Raw genomic sequence first — 22,939 nt, 5'->3', positions numbered from 1 at the left:
TAACGCGGTTAGCATCTGATTTTATCCAGTAAATTAATTAAGTATTATTGCAGACAAGTACGCTTATAATCCTTCATATTCAGTTTCCCTTGGTTTTAAAATTTGCTTTCTACAGTCAACCATATCCCAACAATCCGTTTCAGGTACGCCGTAATACCAGGCTCTAAAAATCGGTTGATATTTTTCAATAACCCGTTGCTGCATACGTTTTGAAAAATGAGGTAAGTAAAAAGTTTTGATCACCGTAATGTGCCTTTTAATCGTCTTTCCTAAATTAAAACGCGCTTGGCGATACCGAATGTCTGCTTTTTTATATTCTCTGCTATCAGGTGTAAAGTTTTGCATGTCTTGTTTAGGGCCAGTCGCCCACCCAGCTACTTTATTCATTTGTTCAGCAAACGGCTTAACGGTAAACGTGATATGAATAGGATCATCAGCATCAGTTGGCCCAAAGCCTCGCGGAAATCCGCCTTGGTGATAATTAGGATGGGTAACCGTAAACTCAATCGATGCATAGGCATTGGGCTGTAATAAATCCAAACGCTCGCGTGGGAAGGTAATTGGCTTATTAGCATAGGCAGTTTTAAAATATTTATAGCCAAAATCAATACCACAACTACTGTGACCACACGACTCTGAATAGGCCGACTTTATCAAAAAAGGATACTCTGGCACTGAGCCATCCTCTGTTTCAATCGTCACAACAATGGGCCCACGATAACCATGCGCTTTATCAAATAAAAAATCACAGCCTGATGTCAAAAAGCATGCCAGTAGCACACAGAAAAATTGCAGTGCTACTTTACGCTTATAGTCCTTCATATTCAGCTTTCCTTGGTTTTAGAATTTGTTCTTGCAAGTCATGCTTTAATTGGCAGCACTTGCGAATTTAAAATTAATGTAGCGAACGAGACTAATTTATTACTCAAAGTTAAGTAATGCTAATTGCACCAGCCGTTCAACAGTGGTGCCTTGAACATTTTTAGGCGCTTTAGGGTAATATTTTGATTTTGGCGGCTTAATAGTTATAAACCCATGATTGGTGGCCATTTCATGGGCTAGCAGTTTTCGTTCTTTGGGTGTTAAATGGTTTTCGTGTATTTTGCTTAATTCGCCACTATCAAGCCATATTCCTGCACAGCTTGGGCACTCATCTATTTCAACCACTTTGAGCGGTGAAAAAAACCGGCGCATCATCACAACATTTTTGCACTTTGGGCAATTAATTCGTAGCGATACATCATATTCACCCTCGGCATAATTACTCAAATACTTAAGTAAAACCTGACCATGCTTTAACTCCGGCGAGCTAAATTTAAAAATTTGGCTGTTATCAAAAAATACGCCGCCTAAAAACGATGTATAAACAGTGATGCCGCCAACTAATATAGGCTCCAATGGTGTATTTGTACGAGGGCACAACATTTTCAAAAATCCTTTTTATTTTAATACCTAAAGTTAAATAGTTATTCTAATGCTTTGTGTATCAGGCCAATTAATGGTGGTAGCAATGTAGTGTGACCTGCCAATACAAACTCATGTGCATCATCTGGCATTTTTTGTCACGTGTGGCGAATAATCCCAATCCATTTTTCTTCATCATAATCAGGTTTTGAACCTGCAAAGCTAAACAAGTAAAGCTCAATAAATATATGGGTGTTGGCTATTCACCTGTTCGATTAGCAAAATACGTTATTAAATATCGCTACTCCAATATGTTTTATTTTAAACACCAGTAAAACAATAAGCTAGGCTGTTGTTAAAAACCAACGCATTAATTGAGTGAACTTGTTATTATCATAAAATCAGCGCACATAAATAATAATTAAAATTTTAAAAAGTGAAATTCAACATGCTAAAAAAACAATCTTAGCTATTGCCTTAGCAGCCACCTCGCTGCCAAGCTTAGCCGACAGTAACAGCGATTTAAAAACCATTATTGATAATCACTGGCAAAACGCCAAAGCTGAAAAAATATTTTTTAGAACCGATCCAGACGGTTGGAAACCAAACGGCACATTACCAAATTGGAGCGAGCAAGCCATTGCTAAGCGCCAAGCTTATAACAACAGCGTACTAAAAAGCTTAGCCAGCATTGACCCAAAAACACTCAACAACGAGCAGCTAATGAACTACCGCTTATTTAAATATGAGCGAGAAACAGAGCAACAAAGCTACCTTTATCAAGATAAGTATTTTCCGGTTAATTTTTTAAGTGGCTGGCATACTTACTTTGCAGAAGCGCCGGCTAACATGGCCTTTTTAACCGCTGATGATTACAACGCATTTTTAATCAGCCTTGGTGATTACCCGCGCTTTAATCAGCAAAATATTGATTTAATGAAACAAGGTATTAAAACAGGGTTTACTCATTATTGTAAAACCTTTGAAAATTATAGCCAAAGCATTAGCGCTCATATAGTTAAACAACCTGAGAATAGCGCCTTATATGAGCCATTTACTCGCATCCCTAATACATTTACTGCAGCGCAAAAAGAAACTTACCAAAATAAAGCTAAAACAATAATTGCCTCAAAAGTTGTGCCTGCTTACGAGCACTTTTACGACTTTTTTGAAAACGAATATATGCCGCACTGTAGAACGCAGCCGGGTATTGCAAGCATCAAAGGTGGCCTTGATTATTACAAGTACACGGTTAATTACTACACCACCACTAATGCTACTCCTAAACAAATTCATGAACTTGGTCTAAAAGAAGTGGCGCGCATTAAAGCACAAATGCAAGCCATTATTGATAACGTTGGTTTTGAAGGCAGCTACAGCGACTTTTTAAAATTTTTAGCAACCGATGAGCAATTTTACGCAAAAGACGCCCAAGATTTATTAGAAAAGACCGCTTTTATAACGCAAAAAATGTATGGCAAACTCCCCACTTACTTTGGCCATTTACCGCGTAACACCTTTACTATAAAAGGCTCAGCGAGTCGTGGGGCGTTTTATATGCCACCTGCTGATAACCGCTCGCCTGGTACTTACTTTTTAGCCTCAACTCCAAAACTGCAGCCTTTATATAATTTAGAAGCACTTAGCCTACACGAAGCCATACCTGGGCATCATTTACAAAACGCCATTGCGATGGAGTTAGACGTTCCTGAGTTTAGACGCACACTGAGCCACTCTGCTTTTGGCGAGGGCTGGGCACTTTATACAGAGCGTTTAGGTAAAGAAGCGGGCTTTTACCAAAGCCCGTACAGCGATTTTGGCCGTTTAGGCTACGAAATGTGGCGCGCAGTGCGCTTAGTGGTTGATACCGGTATTCATGCTTTTGGTTGGAGCCGCCAAAAGGCGATTGATTATTTGGCTGATCATACCGCCTTGCCACAAAGCGCCGTGGAAGATCAAATAGACCGCTATATTTCATGGCCAGGCCAAGCGCTCTCATACAAAATGGGCGAAATTAAAATACGCGAACTGCGTGCAAAAGCCGAAAAACAGCTAGGCGCACAATTTGATATACGCAGCTTTCACGACACCGTTATTGGTCAAGGTTCACTTCCTATGGCGGTACTTGAAGATGTAATTAACGACTGGATAGCACAGCAAAAATTAGCTATCTAAGATACAACGGAAACAAATTGAGAGGCGGTATTGTTATCGCCTCTTTTTAAAGCCCTATTAAACACCTCAAAACTAATCCCTGCTCGCTTTTGCTTCGTAAAATAAATGATTTTAAAAAACCAGAGCATAAGTATGAAAAAGCGTATTCTGTATTGGCTGCAAAATGATTTGCGCATTGACGACAACCCTATACTCAATGATTTATCACAACAACAATGTGAGTTGGACCTGGTCTTTGTGATTAACCCTGCTTGGTTTAAAAGCAATAACTATCAACAAAAACCCTATGGTGTCCACAAACAACGCTTTTTAATGCAAAGCCTATATGAGCTACAGGAGTCTATTTTAGAGCTTGGCCAAACCTTACATATTATTGAAGGCGATCCAGTTGAGGTATTAACACAGCGTATTAATGAGCTTAGCATTGACGAAGTTGTATATAGCCAGCAAATAGGTGTATATGAACAGCGCCAAATGAGTGCTCTTAAGTCAAAATGCACGACTGTGGTATTTAAATCTGTGATGCAAGATACTTTATATCAACAACAGCAACTGCCCTTTGAACTAGCTAATTTACCAACCGGCTTTACACCTTTTAGAAAAAAGATCGAAGCGGCAGAAATTAGTTTAGCCACACATACATTTTCAGCGGCAAGATTGCCTCCACCTATTATACTTTGCGCAAAACAACCGATAGAAAAGCCAGCAACAGGGAATACACAATTACTTGGTGGGCATCAGGCTGCGCTTGAGCACTGCCAGCAGTACTTTTCATCGGCTTTACCGAGTAGCTATAAAATCACTCGCAATGAGCTGGATGGCTTTGATAACTCAACAAAATTTAGTAGTTGGCTGGCTTTTGGCTGTATTAGTGCCAAGCAAGTTTTTTGTGCTGTAGATGCTTATGAAGCGCAGTATGGAGCAAACGAGTCAACTTACTGGATCAAGTTTGAATTGCTCTGGCGTGAGTATTTCAAGTGGCATGCAATTAATGTTAAGCATCAGTTATTTACCTTTAAAGGTAAGAAACAAAGCTCGCCACTTACCACGTTTAGCCCGAATCGTTTTGCTAAATGGTGCCAAGGCAGTACACCTTACCCGTTAGTTAATGCCATTATGAAAGAGCTAAATGCAACAGGCTTTATTAGCAATCGCTCAAGACAAATCGTTGCTAGTTGTTTAGTAAACGAACTACAACTAGACTGGCGCTATGGTGCGGCTTACTTTGAGCAACAGTTAATCGATTACGATGTGGCGTCGAATTGGGGTAATTGGCAATATATTGCTGGAGTTGGGGTCGATCCGCGCGGCGGACGTCACTTTAATTTGCAAAAACAAACCCAGCAATATGATCCGCACGGTGAATACATTGCTAAGTGGCAAGGAAATGAGCACTGCGATGCACAATTAGATGACTTAGACGCCGCTGATTGGCCAGTGTAAAAATAAAACCTCAAACATAATACTGGCTAGCTGACTCTCGTTATAAGCCCAAGGTTAAATCTTGGGCGAGAGTGCCGCTGGGTTTTTCTACTACGCGGTTAACTTCAACCCCGTTATGCTTAATAATAAAAGTGGGGGTATATTGTAAGTCATGCGCCAGGGCAATACCTGCCTCATCACGTTTGTCATAACCGACTGTAACAAAGGTTATTTTCGAAAGTTTAACCTTAGACTCATCGAGTAACTTTATTAATCGGGGGACTTCACGGGCACTGTCATGACACCACGTTCCTAAAAGCACTAACACCTCTTTACCTGCTAATTTTTGCATCAATACAACGTCTTGCGGTGTGGGCGAAAATGTTTGGTATTGCTTAGCAAATTTATCGTGCTCGCTTAATAAACGCTTAGCAGTCATAGCGTCCGAGTGTGGTTTGAGCGTTGCATTCACTGCCAGTGGTAAACTCAACATTAAAAGTAAAATTAATTGTTTAAACATAATCTTATACTTAAATAGTGTTTTAGTTACTATACCCACAATCGAGCTTAAGTAAATAAAAGTTACTTGCTTTTATCCATAAAATCATCCACTTGTGATAAAACGGCTAAGTACTCACGTTTGGCTTCTTTGTTTTGTTCTAATTTATCTAAATCACCGATTAACGTTACTAATTGCGTATGTGAATAACTCGATGTTGTTCTAAACTCGTTCGACGCCCCCACACCACTGAGTCGTTTTCTTTCATCCATACTATGACTATCTTCATTTTTCTCGAGCCAAATATCATTAATAAGACGAATATTACTCTCACTGGTGGTGGTTTCTTTCAATTCTTTTTTTAGCTCGTATTGAGATATTTCGGGATTAAACTGATACACTTTTTTATCTACATCCACCTCATGAGCCTGATCAAGGGCAACCAATTCGTTATTTTTTACAGCGGTACCAATAGTGTAATTTTCTTGTTTGTCATAATAATCAGGAGGGATGTCAGAGCGGTTACCTTCTTCATAATTAAAACGCGTGCTCGCCGTTTTATCTTGAGTAACCCCAGTTAACCCTGCTGATTTTTGGTGTTCTGTATTTTGACTCAGCTTTGTGGTGCTTGTTGCTATGTAATCCCCCTGATCCATTGCAAAAGAGAATTTTGCATCAAAATCAGCTAACTTAGAAATACCATCGCCTAAGGAATTTTTATTACTACTTCCTAGTCCTTGGTAGCGTGGATCTTTGGTGATCATGTTGTCAACTAAATTAGCGACAAGCTCGCGTCCATTAGTAAACTGCTTTGTAGCAACCGACTCAATTTCACTGTAGCGCTCAGCGGCTGATGACATACTACTAAACGCACTTTTAAATACAGCCAACCCTTGTTTCATTACTTCATCACTTTTTTGGCCAAACGCCGAACGTGTACTTTTCTCAGAGCTATTGAGCTGGCTATCTTCTAAGCTTTTATCGAGCGCTTTTATGTATTGTTGCATTTGGCTTTTATCTTGAGCGCCAATGGTTGACATATCAAGCGAAAAATCAATATTGTTTTGTCCGTTTACCGATTCAAACTCCAGTATTTGCTGCTCAGAATCCTCATCAAGGGTATAACTTAAATTAAGCTCATTATCTATTCCAAGGAGCGCTCCATCAGCATCGCCAGTATTTCCCTCTGACGTTGAAAAGTACAAATCAAAACCCGAAAGTTCTTTGTTATCAAAATTGCTTAGAAAGCTTAAATCTAAATCAGCTTGGTTTGCGGGTACGTAACGACTGTAAGTGCTTTGTTTAGCCTTAAAAAATTCATCCGCCATTTCACCAACACCAGAAAGTACTTGCGTTAATGCTTGGTGTTCAGTCTCAGATAAGTCGCCATCTACTTCATAACTTATGCTAAATTCGTCAGTGGTTTCGCCTGTTTCCTCATCATAACCTTGCGCAGAATGAAAGGCGATATTGATAACATCACCTTCTTTGGTTTTTACCGAAAGCTCAAACCCATAGTTATCATCGTCTTCAAATCGCTCGCGATTAAAGCTTTCCATGAAAGGATTAAGTGAGCGTTCAACACGCTGTTGGCTAGATGCTAAAAATGTTTTTTGATTAAATCCCAGTTGCCCCAAGTTTGATAAAATATCGCTAGTGTTGGCATAAGCACCTTGGATATTTTTTACCGAAGAATTTAAGCGCTCAATTAACTGATCGCTACGTTCGTTTTTTAATAAGCCCTCTTGCTGAGAGCTTATTACCGTACGTAGTGCAACCTCTTCACTAGAGAGCTTATAATTTGAGCCACTGGGTGCACTGGAAATCGTGAGTAACGAGGATAATTGCTGATTAAGTATTTCATCGACTTGTTGGTCACTAAACTGACTAAGCATTTCATCAGTGATTGTTGCCGAACTTGGCGCTAAGTGAGCACGCGATTGCAAACCTGTGGGCATACTGGTTTGGTTTGAATTATTGACCGATTGGGCAAGCAACGCATTTAAGTTAGTATAATTGCCTTGTAGTTTATTAACCATGATTATCCTTAATCTGCAGTACAATATAAATACGGTATCGGCCAACGAATTAAAAGCTTTAATTATTTTTTTATTATTTAAAAATAAAGTATTTACGCAAAAACATACTTTAAAAGTAATTAGCAGGTTTTGGCAAGCAGCGACTTTAATATGTCTGGTACAAACTTGAGCTGCGCGGTAATGGCATAGAAGTGCTCAAACGCATCGGGTAAACGCTGATATTCAACTAGTAGGCCTTGTTCTATTTCATCCTTTACTACAACTGATGGCAATACCGATAGTGCACCACTATCGCGGGCAAGTAATCGCAGCATAGCCATATCATCAGCCTCTGCTTTTATTTTTGGCTGATACTGCCAACGAGCACACAAAGCATTAAATGAGTCTCTAATAGCAGAAGTTTTAGCGGGTAACACCCACTGTGCATCCGTGTAACCTGTTGGAAATTGGCCACGTGTTTTTTTATCAGCGGGGCCAACTATAGCTAATGGCTGACGAGATACCAACTGACTTTGCCAAAGCTGATCGTAGTGCTCAAGCCCGATGGGTTTATTAGTTAAAACTAAATCCAATTCATGCTCTGCTAAGCCATTTAACAGACCATCCATACGCCCTGCAGTCAGCGAAAAGCGAACTTCGTTATTGCTCATTAAGGGATTAATAAACTCTTCGATAAAGTTACGAGAGAGCGTATTGAGCACTCCGATTGATAAATGCTGGGTTTGCGAAATCACCCCTTTATGAATAAAAGAAGACAGTTCCTCCCCTTTGGTGAATATATCGTTGGCGTACATTTGCACCCGTTTTCCCATATCGGTTAATGCGAGTGTGCGGCCTTTACGTTCAAATAACTCAATATTAATAGTGTGCTCTAATTGTTTTATTTGCGTAGAGAGCGCTGACTGTGACAAATGCAGCTCTTTCGCGGCTTGGGTTAAGTTACCAATGCGAGCAACAGACCAAAAATAATATAAGTGATGATAATTTAAACGGCTCATTATTGTTCTCTTTTATAGAACGTTTACATGCATTATATCTATTTTTATTTAGTTATCTAGTTTGCCATACTTTGCTCACTAAATAAGGAGCACTGAATGAGTGAGTATATTATTTCGTTGTTACTGCTAATAATGCCTTTAAGCACATTTATAGCAGCCTGGTTAATTGGCCAACAATCGCGCGCTTCAAATGGTCATGTGCTGTTTAAAGTAATGGTGTTTAATAGCCTTGCATTTATAACAGCTATTACGCTTCATCAAATTTATGCTTTTAATTTACTCAGTTTCTTATCGCTGACCATGACCCGAATTATTATGCTGGGGCTTATATTATTTATCACGCTAATATTAATTCGCTTTTGTAAGCACTATATGCAAGGTGAGCCACGTGTAAACTACTTTTGGCGATGGCTACTACTTACCATCACTGCCGTATTAGTTGTGGTTATGAGTAACCACTTAGCGCTATTTTGGCTAGGCTGGGTGGCGATAAGTTTAGCACTACATAAACTTTTAATGTTTTACCCTGAGCGCCCACGAGCGGTGCTTGCCGCCCATAAAAAATTTATTGTGGCACGTGTTGCCGAATCCTTATTACTAATTGCATTTGGTATTTTGTGGTTCACTCACAATAGCCTGTACATAAGTGATATAACCGCCTTTTATAACACCACCACACTACCACTGTCTTTTGCAGAGCAAGTCGCCGCTTTTTTAATTGCCTTTGCGGCTTTAATAAAATGCGCTCAACTCCCAATACACGGCTGGCTAATTAAAGTGGTTGAAGTACCGACACCGGTGAGCGCGTTATTACATGCGGGAGTCATTAATTTAGGAGGCTTTTTATTAATTTTATTTGCGCCTTTGTTTATTCAAGCTAGCGCAGCACAATGGTTAATTTTAATTGTTGCTGGCTTAACTACGGTGATCAGCGCATTAATAATGACCACCCGAATAAGCGTTAAAGTTCGGCTTGCTTGGTCTACCAGTGCGCAAATGGGCTTAATGCTGGTAGAGTGTGCGCTGGGGTTATTTGAACTGGCTTTACTTCACCTTGTTACCCACTCAACTTATAAAGCTTTCGCATTTTTAAACTCAGGTAATGGCGTAAATGAAGATCTTATCCGCCGCCATATGCCAAAACAATCACCCGTATGCTTTGACTGGTTAGCCGGTGCGCTTATTTCAATAATAATCGTTGGCGCAGCATGGTTTATCAGCTCTTATCAGGGAGCGGTAAGTATTTGGTTGCTTTTAGCATCAGCGTTAACCATTTTGCTTGCAAATCAGCATGGTACAGCTACGGCTAAAACACGCAGTAAAAAACTGTTAATTGCACTATTAGTGGTCTTTAGCTATGTAGCGGCTAAAAATATCTTTGCGTTTGCACTTCCCCTTGAGCAGTGGCGTGAACCTGCATTTAGCCTGGCCGACAGTTGGGTAATAGCCCTTATTTTAACCTTAATGATAGCAAGCTACTGTTTGCGCTATCAATCTTGGCGCCCTCAGGTTAAATCGTTATCTACTTTATTATTTGCAGGCTTGTATTTAGATGAGTGGTTTACACGATTAACACTAAAAATATGGCCGATAAATTTGCCTAATAATGGCCACACTGATTTAAAAAATCATGCCGCTGGGATCACTATTGAGGAATCAAAATGAGCACTCTAACGCCTTCAGATAATAGAGCACTCTCGCTAAGCGACAGTCAAAATAGCCTACTTAATAAAGTATGCGGTTACATAGCACCAAACTGGCCGTTAGATCAGATGATTGCAGTTAACCCATTTTGGGAAATGCGCCATATGCCAATTGAAGATGTAAGCGCACGACTGGATACCTTATGTAATACCAACATGCTAATGCCTAGTGATTTTTATCTGCAAAAATATAACACCGGCATAATTACCGACAAATACTTAGCCGATGCCGCAACGCTACTTAATAGTGACTTTAATAAAGAGCAACTATTACAAGCGCTTAAGATTGATGTGCCATTAGTGGACTGGCACAACATTGCTGATTTACTCGACCAGCAACGTAATAAGCATAAAATGGCTTGGCATGATGAAATTACTCATCAATTAAGTCAGTTTTGTGCGGCGCATTATCAACAACTCGGTCCTATGCTGCATCGTAATGATACTCAAGCCCCATCTGAATTATATCGCCATTGGCTAACTGTTATTCAAGCGGATAAAGGCATTAGCATTGTTATGGATGAGCGGCATTTAAATGGCTACTTTAAGCAATTACCTACATGCGCAGATGAACTGATTGCACTGACCCTTAAAACGCTTAATATAGACAATGATTCGTTAGAGTTATACGCTCACTCACTGCTTTTAGATATTAACGGCTGGGCATCTTGGCTTGCGTATTTGCGTTTTCAAGGTCAGCTTTACGACACGCCAACAAATGAGATGAAGCAACTTCTGGCCATGCGCATGGCATGGGACCTAGTGATTTGGCAGTACCTAGCCAATCACGATAGTGCTACATTTAAGCAACTACAAAGTCAGTGGCAACAAGAAAAAGCGCTTGTCATTGAGCGCTTACATGCACATAAACTAGCGCAAAAACCATTATGGGTGTGGGCAAAAGCGCTAGAACTCAGTTTTCAATATCCACTTAATGATGCGCTGCAAACCGCGACTAAAGCCCCCGTGAAAAACGCTCAATTACAAGCGGTGTTTTGTATTGATGTTCGCTCGGAAGTGATTCGCCGTGCGCTAGAGTCTCAAAGTCAACATATTGAAACTTTTGGCTTTGCTGGTTTTTTTGGTTTACCGCTGGAATATCAAGAAAATGGCAGTGCTATTACTCGCCCACAGCTCCCTGGGCTACTTAAACCAGCTATACATGCCACACAAACTCACAAAGATGCGACGCTTGAAGCTTCACGCCAAAATAGTGCCACATGGCAAAGCTGGTCAAAATCGGCCCCTTCATCGTTTTCTATGGTTGAATCAGCAGGTTGGCTATACGCATTTAAACTAATAAAAAATACCTTTTTATCTAAAGGCAATGCTAAAAAGTGCACTCCGACTGACTGGCAATTAACACAAAACCAGCAGCAACTTACCCTAAAAGACAAAACCGATTTAGCCCAAAAAGTGCTTACAACCCTAGGTATAAAAGCGTTGGCACCACAGGTAATGTTAGTGGGTCACGCTAGCCATACAACCAATAACTTACACAGTGCAGGCCTAGATTGCGGCGCCTGTGGCGGGCAAAGTGGTGAAGTAAATGTGAGAGTGCTCGCAAGCCTACTTAACGATACTCAAGTACGCCAAGCACTTAAAACTCGCGGACTCACACTGTCAGAAAACACCCAGTTTATTGCAGCCATTCATAATACAACCACAGATGCGATCACCATCTATGATGCTCAATTGGATGATAATCTAAAAAAATGGCTCAGTGTGGCAACACAAACAGCTCAGCAAGAGCGCTTAGTTAATATAGAGCCAAAGCTGGTTGATAAATCAGCGGATAAAATTAATCACGCTTATCATCAACGTGCCCGCGATTGGTCGCAGGTCCGCCCTGAATGGGGGCTTGCAAATAATGCCGCCTTTATTGTCGCGCCGCGCGCATGGACGCGAAATATTAACTTACAGGGACGCTGTTTCTTACACGATTATGAGTGGGAAAGCGATAACGACTTTGCAATATTAGAGCTTATTATGACCGCGCCTATGATAGTCACCCATTGGATCAATAGCCAATATAATGCCTCGGTTAACGACAATCACAAATACGGCAGTGGTAATAAAATACTTCACAATGCTGTGGGCGGTAATATTGGCTTATTTGAAGGTAATGGCGGCGATCTGTGCATTGGCTTGGCCATGCAATCGCTACACAATGGCGATAAATGGATGCACGAACCTATTCGCCTTAATGTATATATTGCTGCGCCACAATCAGCAATCTCAGCAATTTATAACAAGCATACGATGGTGAAGGAACTAATTGATAACCATTGGCTAACACTCATTCGTTGGGGCGATGACAATACGCTAGAGCGCTTTGAAAATGGACACTTCATTGCAATTGCCCCCTCCACAGAGCAGATATAATTAATGTTAAACGCCGTCATTGCCACTAAACATAAAAAGGCACCTTTGATCGCACCCGAATTGAAGCCACTTGGCTATAATGTGGTAACAACCAGTCTATTTGATACCGATACGCTTGGGATGTTTACTAATGAAGTGCAGCGTGATTGCAGTGCCCAAATAGCGGCACTAATAAAAGCTCAACAAGCGTGTGAACTCACTGGCGAGCAATATGGGCTTGGTAGTGAAGGCAGCTTTGGAGGTGGCCCATACCCTGGGTTAATGAACTGGGATGAAGAAGTAATTTGTTTTTACGATAAACGCACAGACATCGCTATTTATGGACATGCAGGCGGGCCATTTTCACCCAGCAGCTTAACCATTAACAGCGAGACTAATGTTGAATCAATCACGGTCGCATGCCAGCGCTTTAAAGAGCAGCACTGGATACTTGATGACACTCAAACACTTTTTAAAGGGCTAAGCTTTGAAGGCTTGGTTGCTTTATTTAAAGAAAAAGTGCCCAAAGCCGGCATAATCACGCCTGATTTAAGAGCTATGTATAGCCCGCAACGCCAAGCTATTATTCGCCTCGCTGCCGAGGACTTAGCAAGGCGGTTGGCATCAAAATGTCCACAATGCCAGTGTGCTAACTTTGTTGCCAAACAACTCACTAAAGGCTTGCCCTGTGAGCTGTGTAACATGCCCACACAACAAGTAAAATCAACAACCTCTTTGTGTGATAGCTGCGGCTATAACCATATTGAAGCGAATGAGAAACACGTTGCCGATGCAACATATTGCCATTTTTGTAATCCTTAAGAGTTATTATGACATCAATACAACCGACTCAATTATTAAATACTGAAGAGCGTATTAACCAAGCCGTTGCATTATTAAAAGCTGGCGAATGCGTCGCTTTACCCACAGAAACCGTATATGGCTTAGCCGCAGATGCGACTAATAGTGATGCTGTAGCGAAAATATTTGCAGCGAAAGGACGCCCAACAAATCACCCGCTCATTGTGCATATTCCCAATCAGTCACATGTGCATCACTGGGCAAAAAATGTAAATAAGGCAGCCATCACGCTTGCTGATGCATTTTGGCCTGGCCCACTCACCCTAATTTTAAATGCTAAAGATGATTTAAATAGTCCGGTAACAGGCGGCTTGCCCACCATTGGACTTCGCGTGCCTGCGCATCCTGAGTTTTTAGCGGTACTAAAACAATTAAATACTGGTCTTGCAGCTCCCTCGGCTAATCGATACAAGCAATTGAGCCCAATCAACGCAGCTCATGTTATGCGCGATTTGAATGGTAGTATTAGTGCGGTATTACAAGGAGGCGAATGCAATGTAGGTATTGAATCGACTATTGTCGATGCCAGCTCAGAGCAGTTACGCATATTACGCCCAGGACCAATTTCAGCATCTGATATTTTGCAAAAAACTGGACTGCATGTCAGCACGCCACATTCACATAACGAAGTGGTGCCGGGTAATGTAAAAGCGCATTATCAGCCTCATGCACCAGCCATGTTGGCTAATACTGAAGATTTCGCTAAAATTTTGAGTGAAAACTCTCAGGGTAAAAGTCACTATTTAATCTATTCGACTCAAGTGCAACAGCAATTATTAGCGGGCGACATTCCATCAGAACGTATTACTAAGCTCAGTAGTTGCCCTATTGAATACGCTAAAAATATGTATAAAGCACTGCATCTTATTGATGAGACGACCCCATTGAATATTTATATCGAAAAGCCGCCAGTAATCAGTGAGTGGGCTGCAGTGAATGATCGCCTTAGTCGCGCGGCTACTAGTTAGCTTGCAGGTATTCAATTACAGAAGTGGCGTTCACAGGTTTGTAAAAGTAATACCCCTGAAAACGTTTACAGCCAATATCCACTAACATATCAAATTGTGCCTGCTCTTCCACGCCTTCAGCGATAACGCTTATGTTATGGCTGTTGGCAATGGCAATAATACTTTGCACCATGCTGATAGACTTAGGATCTATTAAAATATCATCTACAAAGCTTTTATCTATTTTAAGTTCATCTATGGGCAGGCGTCTTAATAAACTCAGTGATGAATAGCCTGTACCAAAATCATCCATCGAGAAACGTATTCCACGCGATTTTAAGCTCAGTATAGTTTCAATCACATGTTCAAGGTTATCCATAAACAGTGACTCTGTAATTTCTAAAATGATACTGCGCGGAGCAACATTGTGCGCCTCTATACTTTGCAATAACTTAGGAATAAAAGCACTGCTTTGAAATTGCATCACAGAAATGTTGATTGCTAGTTCAAGAGGCGTATCGTTATGTTGTTGCATCGTTGCAAATTCACTAATAGAGCGCGACAAAACAAAGTCACCGATTTTAAAAATTAAATCACTTTGCTCCGCAATAGCAATAAACTCAGCAGGTGAAACCATACCCAACTCGCTATCATGCCAACGAATTAGTGCTTCCATAGCATGAATTTTACCCTGTTCATTTACTTGGCACTGATAGGCCATAGAGAATGATTGCTCACTTAGCGCTACATTCAACCGCTCTTCTACTTTTAAACGGCGTAAATAAGCTTGTTTTATACCTGCATGGTAATGGCACAGCCACTGTCCTGTATCTTTTGCCCATTGATTAGCCAAATGTGCGCTGCGCACTAGTTTACTTTTGTTTGTGCCATGCTCTGGGTAGTTGGCCACACCGACACTAATATTTAAAAGACGTTCAGAGTTATTAACTTCGTAATGTTGAATGCTGGACGCTAGGCTTTGTTCAAACACATGCCTGTTTTGTTCATCCAATAAATGCGGTGTAATAATGCAAAATTCATTGCCACTGTTTCTAAAAACCAAATATGGAGCTGCAAATGTCGCTTGCAACATTGCAGCATAGGTTTTAATTGCCTTATCACTGTACTCCATACCGAAGCGATTATTCATCGAACGTAAATTGGTAATGTTTATAATTGCTAAGCTAAACGATGTCTCTTTTTTCGCTTCAAAACTATCACGCAGTGCTTTTCGATTAGGTAACTTAGTTAAATCATCATTACGAGAAAGATAAAATAGCTCATCAATCCGTTTTTGCTCAGCACGAGCAATAAACCTAAAACCAAAATATAAGAGCGTACAAATCAGTAAATAAATGAAAGAATACCAACAGACCTTCCAATAAAATACACTTTTTATTGGCTGCATCGCTCTGTTTGAGAGTGTCCATAACTGATAGCGATTATCAAATTTTGCAGATGTGATATAAGGTTTATCTCCTATATGTGTATCAATACTAAACACCTCTCCTGAGGATTTAAATATTTCTTTATCCTTGCCCGTTTGCTTTATCAAAGAATTATCAGATAACCCTAACGCCTGCTTAATTTTGGTTTTTGTATAGCTAGCTATGTCTGCATCTTTTACGGAAGTGTATTGAATAAAACCATCAATCTCTCTTGCTATGATAATGTAATCGTCACTATTACTTTGCAAAATATTGAGGTACTTAGCGCCTCTTGATACAGCCAATCCTGCAGTCATTACAGCAATCACAGAGCCACTTTTGTCGCGTAATGACTTCCTTATTGGAATAACCCATTCTTGTAACGACTGATTAAAATAAGTTTGCCCTACCACCATTTTGTCTGAACTAAGAGTTTGTGCAAAACTTTGACGGGTTTTTTCATTTTTCTTAAGGTTGATCATTGTTGAGGCATTTAAATTTGAACTGTAGTAAATAATTTCCCCTTGGGGATTAAACAGTCCAAAGCCTAATAACACAGGGTTTTCTAGTAAAATATTGTCGAGGAGTTTTATTGTTGATGTTTTCTCGGGTAAGTTATTGTTTGAAAGAATATCTCTGCCAATTAGATCCAGCATAAGCTCTTTATTTCTGAGGGTGCTTTTAAGTGCTTGCGCAGAGAAATCCACACGATTTTGGGAGCTTGTGCGGTATTCTTTTTCGATATTTCGCCATTCATAAGCCAACAAAACGCTTAATAGGACTAGACCGCCCAATAGCAAAAAACAAAAGAGTTTCCATAAATTATTTTTTATTAGTGCCATCTAATTTCTCACAACCCGTTTGGTAGTGTGTTATGTATTTGGGCCCTTAACTGCACTTTATGGCTAGCTTGGTTTTTTTTCAAGCTATTTTGTTGCAAAATTGAAACAAAAACAAAAAAGCACCCATTATTTAACAATAAAAAACTGGCGCAATTAACAAAAAATTCAGTAAGAGTATTGTTTTTTATCGCTGAGGTAAGACGTTAATCCATTCTTAAATTGTATATACGTTTATCGCAGTGGTTATTGAGCGGCTATTATAATTTATTCCGTAAATATAATACTGATTTAAAACAATACCTTTAGTTCAAAATTACAATTAAAACTAGCATTTGTATTAAGCGCTTTAGCTTAGTCATAATTATGCAATAATCATCAGCGATAATAGCTGCATTATTAGTCAATATAGTTTTATAAGCCCCCATGAGTGAATCCATGGTGCAATTAACCTTTGCACTACCGTCATTTGAAGATCCTATCTCTGCGGCACTGAGCCACAGCATGGAATTTGAAACGCTGTCACAGCAGGCCAATAGCCAGCATCAAATTGCTTTGCAATGCGTTTTGCCTGAGGCTGCCCATGAAGGTGATATTATTTCACTTAGCGCAACGTTGCCAAACGCACGTGAAGCTCAGTACTACACAGAAAAAAAGCTCAGCCAACTTGATTTAGAGCAAGGACGAGTCACGCTTAGGTTAAGTCAAATAGCGCACCGTCGTGGTTTTGTAATGCAAATGATTTTGCATGGTAAACACGGTACGTTAAAAAATAGCTTGCAGTTTGATATGCACATTAACCAATTTGGTAATGGATATACTGTACCAATAAATACGATTACGCCGCCAAAGCCTCATCGCGTTCGTCAGTACCTTGCCAGTGTGGGAACAGCTTTAATCTCACTTTTTTAGCTCTTGTTATAAACTTTTCCATTAAGCTTTAATTAGTTAATCAGCAAAGCTCACTTTACCCATAGTAATATCTAAAATTCCACCCCTTTTATTTTTTGCACTTTGTCGCTGCCCTGCTAAACATTCGTTTGCCAAAATAGCAAACAGCACCGCCTCTTTGGCATCGGGGTGAACACCTAAATCATCAGTATTCTTAAACGCCTTAATATTTGGGCAGTGTATTAGTAATTGCTCCATCAATAATGGATTATGAATTCCTCCACCACTGGCATATACCACACAGTTTTGAACCCCTTCAGCACAGTCATTTAACGCCCTAGCAATCGTAGTCGCAGAAAGCGCATTTAATGTCGCCAACACATCTTCATGGATTAAATCTTGGGTTGCGGTTTGGGCTTGGGCTGCGCGTAATAAGGCTAAATTAAACACCTCAGGCCCTGTTGTTTTTGGCAGTGGTAATTTAAAAAACGCATTATCGCTGAGCGCTTTTAGCAGTTTTGCATTCACCTTGCCTGCTTTGGCAAGCTTTGCGCCCTCATCATAATGCAGCCCTTTAAAATAAGACTGTACGTAGGCATCCATAATGGTGTTACCTGGGCCTATGTCGCTACTAAACACGCTACTAGTATCACCGTTTTTAGGTAAAAACGTTAAATTTGCAATGCCACCCATGTTTAATAAAATGCGGTTTTCATCAGGGCTGGCAAAAAATAAATAATCGCCATATACCGCTAAAGGTGCGCCTTCACCTCCTGCGGCTATGTGCTTTTGCCTAAAATCGCCAACAGTGGTAATGCCTGTCGTAACTGCTATTTGGTCACTATCACCTATTTGCAAGGTGCCATGTTTAAAGTCATGATGGTTATGCTGCGACTGCGGACAGTGATAAATAGTTTGCCCGTGGCTTGCGATGGCATCAATACTCGCAGGGTCAATACCCCATGCAGTCAAGCACTGATTAACCATAGCACCATGGAGTTTCCCCACCCAAGGGTGTAATAAAGTCAGCACTTCTAAATCGCATTCGCGCTTAGCAAATACCTGCTTTATTTTAGTTTTATATTCGTCGCTGTATTCAACCGTAGTAAAATTTTTAACCTCTATTTGTGTATGTAAACCCGCACCGGTTATTTTACATAGCGCCACATCTAAACCATCTAAAGAGGTGCCACTCATTAAACCAATAATTAAACGACTGGGCTTTTTAGCGCTATTATAAAGGGCTTCGATATGAGGATGCATAGAGACTCTGTCTGGGTGTTTTTTACATTTTAAAAGAGTTTTACACAAAGTTATACCTGTATACACTTTAATTTTAATGAATTGTTTTTCATTGTTTAAGCGTTTAAAGCTTGCTAAGTTATTGGCTGATAATAACAAACTCATTTGTAGCATGATCACTTTACGAGCATTTAAACAACACGATACCTGCCAAATAGTCACCATTTTGAACGATCAACAAGTAGCTCGCTATTTGTCCTCTAAAATTCCATTTCCTTATACCCAAGCAGATGCAAGCTGGTGGGTAAATGAGGGAGCAAAATTTGGCATCATTAAAGCCATTGAAGTTGATGGCCTGTGTGTTGGTTGTATTGGTGTTATTCCTGGTGAATTTGAGTATAGCCGCAGTGGCGAAATAGGTTATTGGCTTAGTCAGCAGTATTGGGGGCAAGGTATTATTACCCAAGCCATAGAGTTGATTACTAAAGAAGTGTTTGAAAGTACTAACTTAAACCGTATTCATGCGGCTGTATTTGCTGGTAATGTTGGCTCAATGAGCGCGTTGCTTAAAAATGGCTTTAATAACGAAGCTATTTTAAAGAAAGCAATTTATAAAAATGGTCACTATTTTGATAGCTATGTATTTAGCGTGCTAAAACAGAGTAATTGTTCTAATTAAATCCTTTCGACGGTTGAATTAACCACCTCTCGCCCAAAGCTCGTGTATTAAGGTACATATTTTTTCTACCTATCCGCGCATTATTGTTGAGCAATGTATAGTTTTAAAGCTTAAACATTCGGTAGTAGGTGGTTTTTCACTTTATTTGGAGGTTTTTATGTCTATAACCAGTCGTCAATTTACTTTAGCATCACGCCCACATGGCGCCCCTACTAATGAAAATTTTGACCTTAAAAATGTAGAGTTACCATCATTAAAGGACGGTGAAGTATTGCTGCGTACTATTTATTTATCATTGGACCCCTACATGCGCGGCCGCATGAGCGATGCTAAATCATATGCCGATCCGGTAGAAATTGGTGATGTAATGGTTGGCGCAACGGTTTGCCAAGTCGAATCATCTAAAAACGATAAGTTTAGCGAAGGCGAATGGGTATTAGCGTATACAGGCTGGCAAACTTACGCTATCTCAAATGGCGAGGGCTTAATGTCATTAGGTAAAAAGCCAACAAATCCGTCTTATGCCTTAGGAATTATGGGTATGCCTGGGTTTACCGCCTACATGGGCTTACTAGATATTGGCGCACCTAAAGCAGGTGAAACCGTGGTTGTTGCAGCAGCTACCGGGCCTGTGGGTGCTACGGTTGGTCAAATAGCTAAAATTAAAGGCTGTAAAGTAGTTGGGGTTGCCGGTGGCAGCGAAAAATGTGCTCATGCTGTTGAAACTCTTGGCTTTGACGCGTGTATAGATCATAAAGCCAAAGATTTTGCTGAACAATTAGAAAAGGCATGTGATCAAGGCATTGATGTTTATTATGAAAATGTGGGCGGAAAAGTATTTGATGCCGTATTACCTTTGCTTAATACCTCAGCACGCGTGCCTATCTGTGGTTTGGTATCGCAATATAATGCCACCAGCTTGCCTGAAGGTCCTGATAGATTAGGTATGCTAATGGGACAATTGTTAACTAAGCGTATTAAAATGCAGGGCTTTATCATTTTTGATGACTATGGTCACCGTTATGACGAATTTGCACAAGACATGCAAAAGTGGCTGCAAGACGGAAAAGTTCAGTACCGCGAACATCTTGTAGATGGTTTTGAAAAAACCATCAGCGCATTTAACGACATGATCAGCGGGAAGAACTTTGGTAAAACCGTAGTAAAGATTAACAGCCCACTATAATAACATTCAGGCTGTGTTGTAATTCAACACAGCTCAATAAGGAAGAAAATGATTAAACTACACCACTTAAACAAGTCTCGTTCTAAACGTATTATTTGGTTATTAGAAGAGCTTGAGGTTGATTACGAAATTGTTGCTTATCAGCGCAATACTGAAACTTTTTTAGCCCCTGATGAGCTTAAAAGTGTGCATCCGCTGGGTAAATCGCCGGTTATAGAAGATGATGGCTTAGTGATTGCCGAGTCTGGCGCTATCACAGATTATTTGATCACTAAATATGGCAAAGGTAAATTTGCACCAGCCACAGGTACTGCAGAATTTATAGACTATCAACAATGGCTTCACTTTGCAGAAAGCTCTGCAATTTTACCATTATTGTTGAAAATGTTTGTGCAAAAAGACGGTGCTAAAACGCAATTTTTAGAGGGCTATGCCGATGCTGAAACCGCAAAAGTAATTAGCTATTTTAACAGCCGCCTTGAAGGCAAACGTTATTTAGTGGGCGATACTCTCACTGGTGCCGATTTTATGATGTCGTTTATTGTTGAAATCGTTAAAAACGCTGGCCAACTAGGGCACTTTAAAAACCTAGTTAAATACGATGAGCAATTACAATCTCACGAAAAGTTTCATACTGCCAACGAACTTGAAGCTAAATACGATTAATCTTATGTTCGCTTTGATTGTGGCTAACGCAATCGGAGCGACAATCTCGTTACTCAGGCCTGTCTAAATAAATTTGTTTAAACGCATTAAAATTCAATTCAAATAATTCAACCAACGTCGGATCGAAATGATTACCTGCGCCTTTAATTATCTCAGCTTTTGCTTCATCCATGCTCCAAGGCTCTTTATAACAACGACGACAACATAACGCATCGAACACATCAGCAATCGCAGTAATTCGGCCCTCTAAACTTATATCTTGCTGTTTTTTAGCGTGCGGATAACCCGCTCCATCCCATCGTTCATGATGATCAATCGCAATATTAGCCGCCATATCAATGACAGGATTTCCCGTACCTTTGAGTATTTCCCAGCCTTTGGTGGTGTGCTGTTTCATAATTTCCCATTCATCAGGGTCTAATTTAGCAGGTTTGTTTAAAATCAAGTCTGGAACGCCAACCTTTCCTACATCGTGCAACTGCGCTGCTAAACTAATTCTATCGCAATATGCTCTATTTTGATCATGTAACTCAGCTAACAATTTGGCATATAAACCTACCCTGATCACGTGGGAACCTGTCTCTTTAGAGCGTGACTCCATCGCTCCACCCATTAACGATATAGCAAGCTGTTGTGTTTCTTCAACTGAATTGGCTAATAATAGGCTTTCAAATGTTAAGACCACATTACCTAAAAATAAATCGACTAGTTGCTGAGCTTCTTTTTTAACCGGTTGTAATGATTGGAATGCTAAAATAGAATCGAGCCCTTTTTGGGAGTGATGAAAATAAACATAATGATCATCTGCTATAAAATTCTGCTTAGTTTGCTTTGCTCTTAAAAAATACTCTTGATGTTTTTGTGGAATACTGTCAATTCCATTGCCTGTGAATAAATGTATGCCAGAAATCTCTCCTTCAATCATTTGTAATCTTTGATCTAGCTGGCAAATGCCAAATACTTTAGGCGCATCAATATAGAGGTTTGCCTCACTCATATTCAGCACTAACTTAAGCTCTTCCATAACAACAGAGGTAAACTCAAATAAATCACCAATTTGGGTAATAGTAGATATTGCTTTTATTAGTCGCTTTAAATTATGGCGGTGGGTTTGTAACATGCAAATATCGCGATACGCTCGCAAAGAAGTATAAAAAATTAATTCAAGGTCATGGCTTTGCAGTTGGCTCTTTGCTTTATAGCCATCAATATCATAATCGCGGATAACACTGCGCTCTGGCGCAACCCCTGGCTGTCCGGTTCTTAAAATAATTCGGCTGTACACATTTTGTAAGTCTTGGCGTATGTAACGAGCAAGCTCTAAGCCTGCATGCTCTGTCTCCATAACAACATCGAGCAAAATTAAAGCATAGCGTTCTGAGCTTTGTAGTTTTTCTTTTGCTTGAGCTGCACTATAAACACTGTGCAGCTCGATAGGGCGTTGCTCAAATTCAAAGCGCTTCATTGCAAGTTGAGTTACTTGGTGCACCGAATCATCGTCATCCACCACTAAAATTTTCCATGGTTCAACGTTTTCAATATCCAAAGCCTGCTTTAAAACGTCATCATCTTGTAACCAATCCATAAACACACCCTG

The 22,939-nt window shown here is 40.1% G+C and carries 18 protein-coding genes; 10 read left to right on the top strand and 8 right to left on the bottom strand.

All coding sequences use genetic code 11. From position 1 onward, the window contains the following. Positions 1–63 precede the first annotated feature (63 nt). Together AB8618_RS18270 and AB8618_RS18265 are read right to left on the bottom strand one after the other, a co-directional pair. Positions 64–822, bottom strand: coding sequence for a hypothetical protein (locus AB8618_RS18270; protein WP_413403513.1), 759 nt, complete (start codon positions 820–822; stop codon positions 64–66). A gap of 99 nt (positions 823–921) precedes the next feature. Then, positions 922–1,425, bottom strand: coding sequence for a zf-TFIIB domain-containing protein (locus tag AB8618_RS18265; protein ID WP_413403511.1), 504 nt, complete (start codon positions 1,423–1,425; stop codon positions 922–924). Positions 1,426–1,845: 420 nt separating this feature from the next. On the opposite strand from AB8618_RS18265, the gene AB8618_RS18260 reads away from it, so the two are divergent. Together AB8618_RS18260 and AB8618_RS18255 are read left to right on the top strand one after the other, a co-directional pair. Further along, positions 1,846–3,579, top strand: a complete 1,734-nt coding sequence (locus tag AB8618_RS18260; RefSeq protein WP_418157369.1) for a DUF885 domain-containing protein — start codon at positions 1,846–1,848, stop codon at positions 3,577–3,579. 132 nt (positions 3,580–3,711) lie between these two features. Continuing rightward, positions 3,712–5,022 carry a DASH family cryptochrome gene (locus AB8618_RS18255; RefSeq protein ID WP_138605789.1) on the top strand — a complete coding sequence of 437 codons (1,311 nt, stop codon included), beginning with the start codon at positions 3,712–3,714 and terminating at the stop codon, positions 5,020–5,022. A 40-nt stretch (positions 5,023–5,062) separates the two neighbouring features. Here the strand turns inward: AB8618_RS18255 and AB8618_RS18250 are convergent, their stop codons facing one another. The 3 genes from AB8618_RS18250 to AB8618_RS18240 form a co-directional block, all read right to left on the bottom strand. Beyond that, positions 5,063–5,521 carry a TlpA family protein disulfide reductase gene (locus tag AB8618_RS18250; RefSeq protein WP_138605787.1) on the bottom strand — a complete coding sequence of 153 codons (459 nt, stop codon included), beginning with the start codon at positions 5,519–5,521 and terminating at the stop codon, positions 5,063–5,065. A gap of 62 nt (positions 5,522–5,583) precedes the next feature. Further along, positions 5,584–7,539, bottom strand: a complete 1,956-nt coding sequence (locus AB8618_RS18245; RefSeq protein WP_413403507.1) for a hypothetical protein — start codon at positions 7,537–7,539, stop codon at positions 5,584–5,586. Between the two features lie 119 nt (positions 7,540–7,658). Continuing rightward, positions 7,659–8,537, bottom strand: a complete 879-nt coding sequence (locus tag AB8618_RS18240) for a LysR family transcriptional regulator (protein WP_409425626.1) — start codon at positions 8,535–8,537, stop codon at positions 7,659–7,661. A gap of 96 nt (positions 8,538–8,633) precedes the next feature. Here AB8618_RS18240 and AB8618_RS18235 point away from each other — a divergent pair, with 96 nt between their 5' ends. From AB8618_RS18235 to AB8618_RS18220, 4 genes are read left to right on the top strand one after another with little or no spacing between them, the layout of a single operon-like run. Next, the gene (locus tag AB8618_RS18235) at positions 8,634–10,202 is read left to right on the top strand and encodes an NADH-quinone oxidoreductase subunit L (RefSeq protein WP_409425625.1); all 1,569 of its coding nucleotides are present in this window, start codon (positions 8,634–8,636) and stop codon (positions 10,200–10,202) included. After that, positions 10,199–12,625, top strand: a complete 2,427-nt coding sequence (locus tag AB8618_RS18230) for a DUF2309 domain-containing protein (RefSeq protein WP_409425624.1) — start codon at positions 10,199–10,201, stop codon at positions 12,623–12,625. Before AB8618_RS18235 ends, AB8618_RS18230 begins: the two co-directional genes overlap by 4 nt. A gap of 3 nt (positions 12,626–12,628) precedes the next feature. After that, positions 12,629–13,426, top strand: a complete 798-nt coding sequence (locus tag AB8618_RS18225) for a DUF6671 family protein (protein ID WP_409425623.1) — start codon at positions 12,629–12,631, stop codon at positions 13,424–13,426. An 8-nt stretch (positions 13,427–13,434) separates the two neighbouring features. After that, entirely contained in the window at positions 13,435–14,433 is a 999-nt protein-coding gene (locus tag AB8618_RS18220; RefSeq protein ID WP_409425622.1) for an L-threonylcarbamoyladenylate synthase, read from the top strand. On the opposite strand, the gene AB8618_RS18215 is transcribed toward AB8618_RS18220, so the two are convergent. Beyond that, positions 14,426–16,603: an EAL domain-containing protein gene (locus tag AB8618_RS18215; RefSeq protein WP_409425621.1), complete on the bottom strand. Its 2,178-nt coding sequence runs from the start codon at positions 16,601–16,603 to the stop codon at positions 14,426–14,428. The genes AB8618_RS18220 and AB8618_RS18215 overlap by 8 nt on opposite strands. Positions 16,604–17,104: 501 nt before the next feature. On the opposite strand from AB8618_RS18215, the gene AB8618_RS18210 reads away from it, so the two are divergent. Further along, complete coding sequence (locus AB8618_RS18210; protein WP_198522863.1) at positions 17,105–17,590, top strand: hypothetical protein; 486 nt, start codon at positions 17,105–17,107, stop codon at positions 17,588–17,590. A 36-nt stretch (positions 17,591–17,626) separates the two neighbouring features. On the opposite strand, the gene AB8618_RS18205 is transcribed toward AB8618_RS18210, so the two are convergent. Further along, a complete protein-coding gene (locus AB8618_RS18205) occupies positions 17,627–18,832 on the bottom strand; it encodes an anhydro-N-acetylmuramic acid kinase (protein WP_413403503.1) in 1,206 nt (401 codons plus the stop codon). Between the two features lie 151 nt (positions 18,833–18,983). Between AB8618_RS18205 and AB8618_RS18200 the strand changes: the two genes are divergently transcribed. The 3 genes from AB8618_RS18200 (at position 18,984) to AB8618_RS18190 (ending at position 21,342) form a co-directional block, all read left to right on the top strand. Continuing rightward, positions 18,984–19,490: a GNAT family N-acetyltransferase gene (locus AB8618_RS18200; protein WP_409426131.1), complete on the top strand. Its 507-nt coding sequence runs from the start codon at positions 18,984–18,986 to the stop codon at positions 19,488–19,490. 157 nt (positions 19,491–19,647) lie between these two features. After that, positions 19,648–20,676: an NADP-dependent oxidoreductase gene (locus AB8618_RS18195; protein ID WP_413403501.1), complete on the top strand. Its 1,029-nt coding sequence runs from the start codon at positions 19,648–19,650 to the stop codon at positions 20,674–20,676. Positions 20,677–20,724: 48 nt separating this feature from the next. After that, complete coding sequence (locus AB8618_RS18190; RefSeq protein WP_413403499.1) at positions 20,725–21,342, top strand: glutathione S-transferase family protein; 618 nt, start codon at positions 20,725–20,727, stop codon at positions 21,340–21,342. Positions 21,343–21,391: 49 nt separating this feature from the next. On the opposite strand, the gene AB8618_RS18185 is transcribed toward AB8618_RS18190, so the two are convergent. Further along, positions 21,392–22,927 (bottom strand): HD domain-containing phosphohydrolase, encoded by a 1,536-nt coding sequence (locus AB8618_RS18185; RefSeq protein ID WP_409425617.1) that lies wholly within the window; start codon positions 22,925–22,927, stop codon positions 21,392–21,394. Positions 22,928–22,939 lie beyond the last annotated feature (12 nt).

It is taken from the genome of Pseudoalteromonas sp. RW-H-Ap-1 (assembly GCF_048318575.1).
In the GTDB taxonomy this organism is placed as follows: domain Bacteria; phylum Pseudomonadota; class Gammaproteobacteria; order Enterobacterales; family Alteromonadaceae; genus Pseudoalteromonas.
This window is presented reverse-complemented; position numbering and strand designations above follow the sequence as displayed.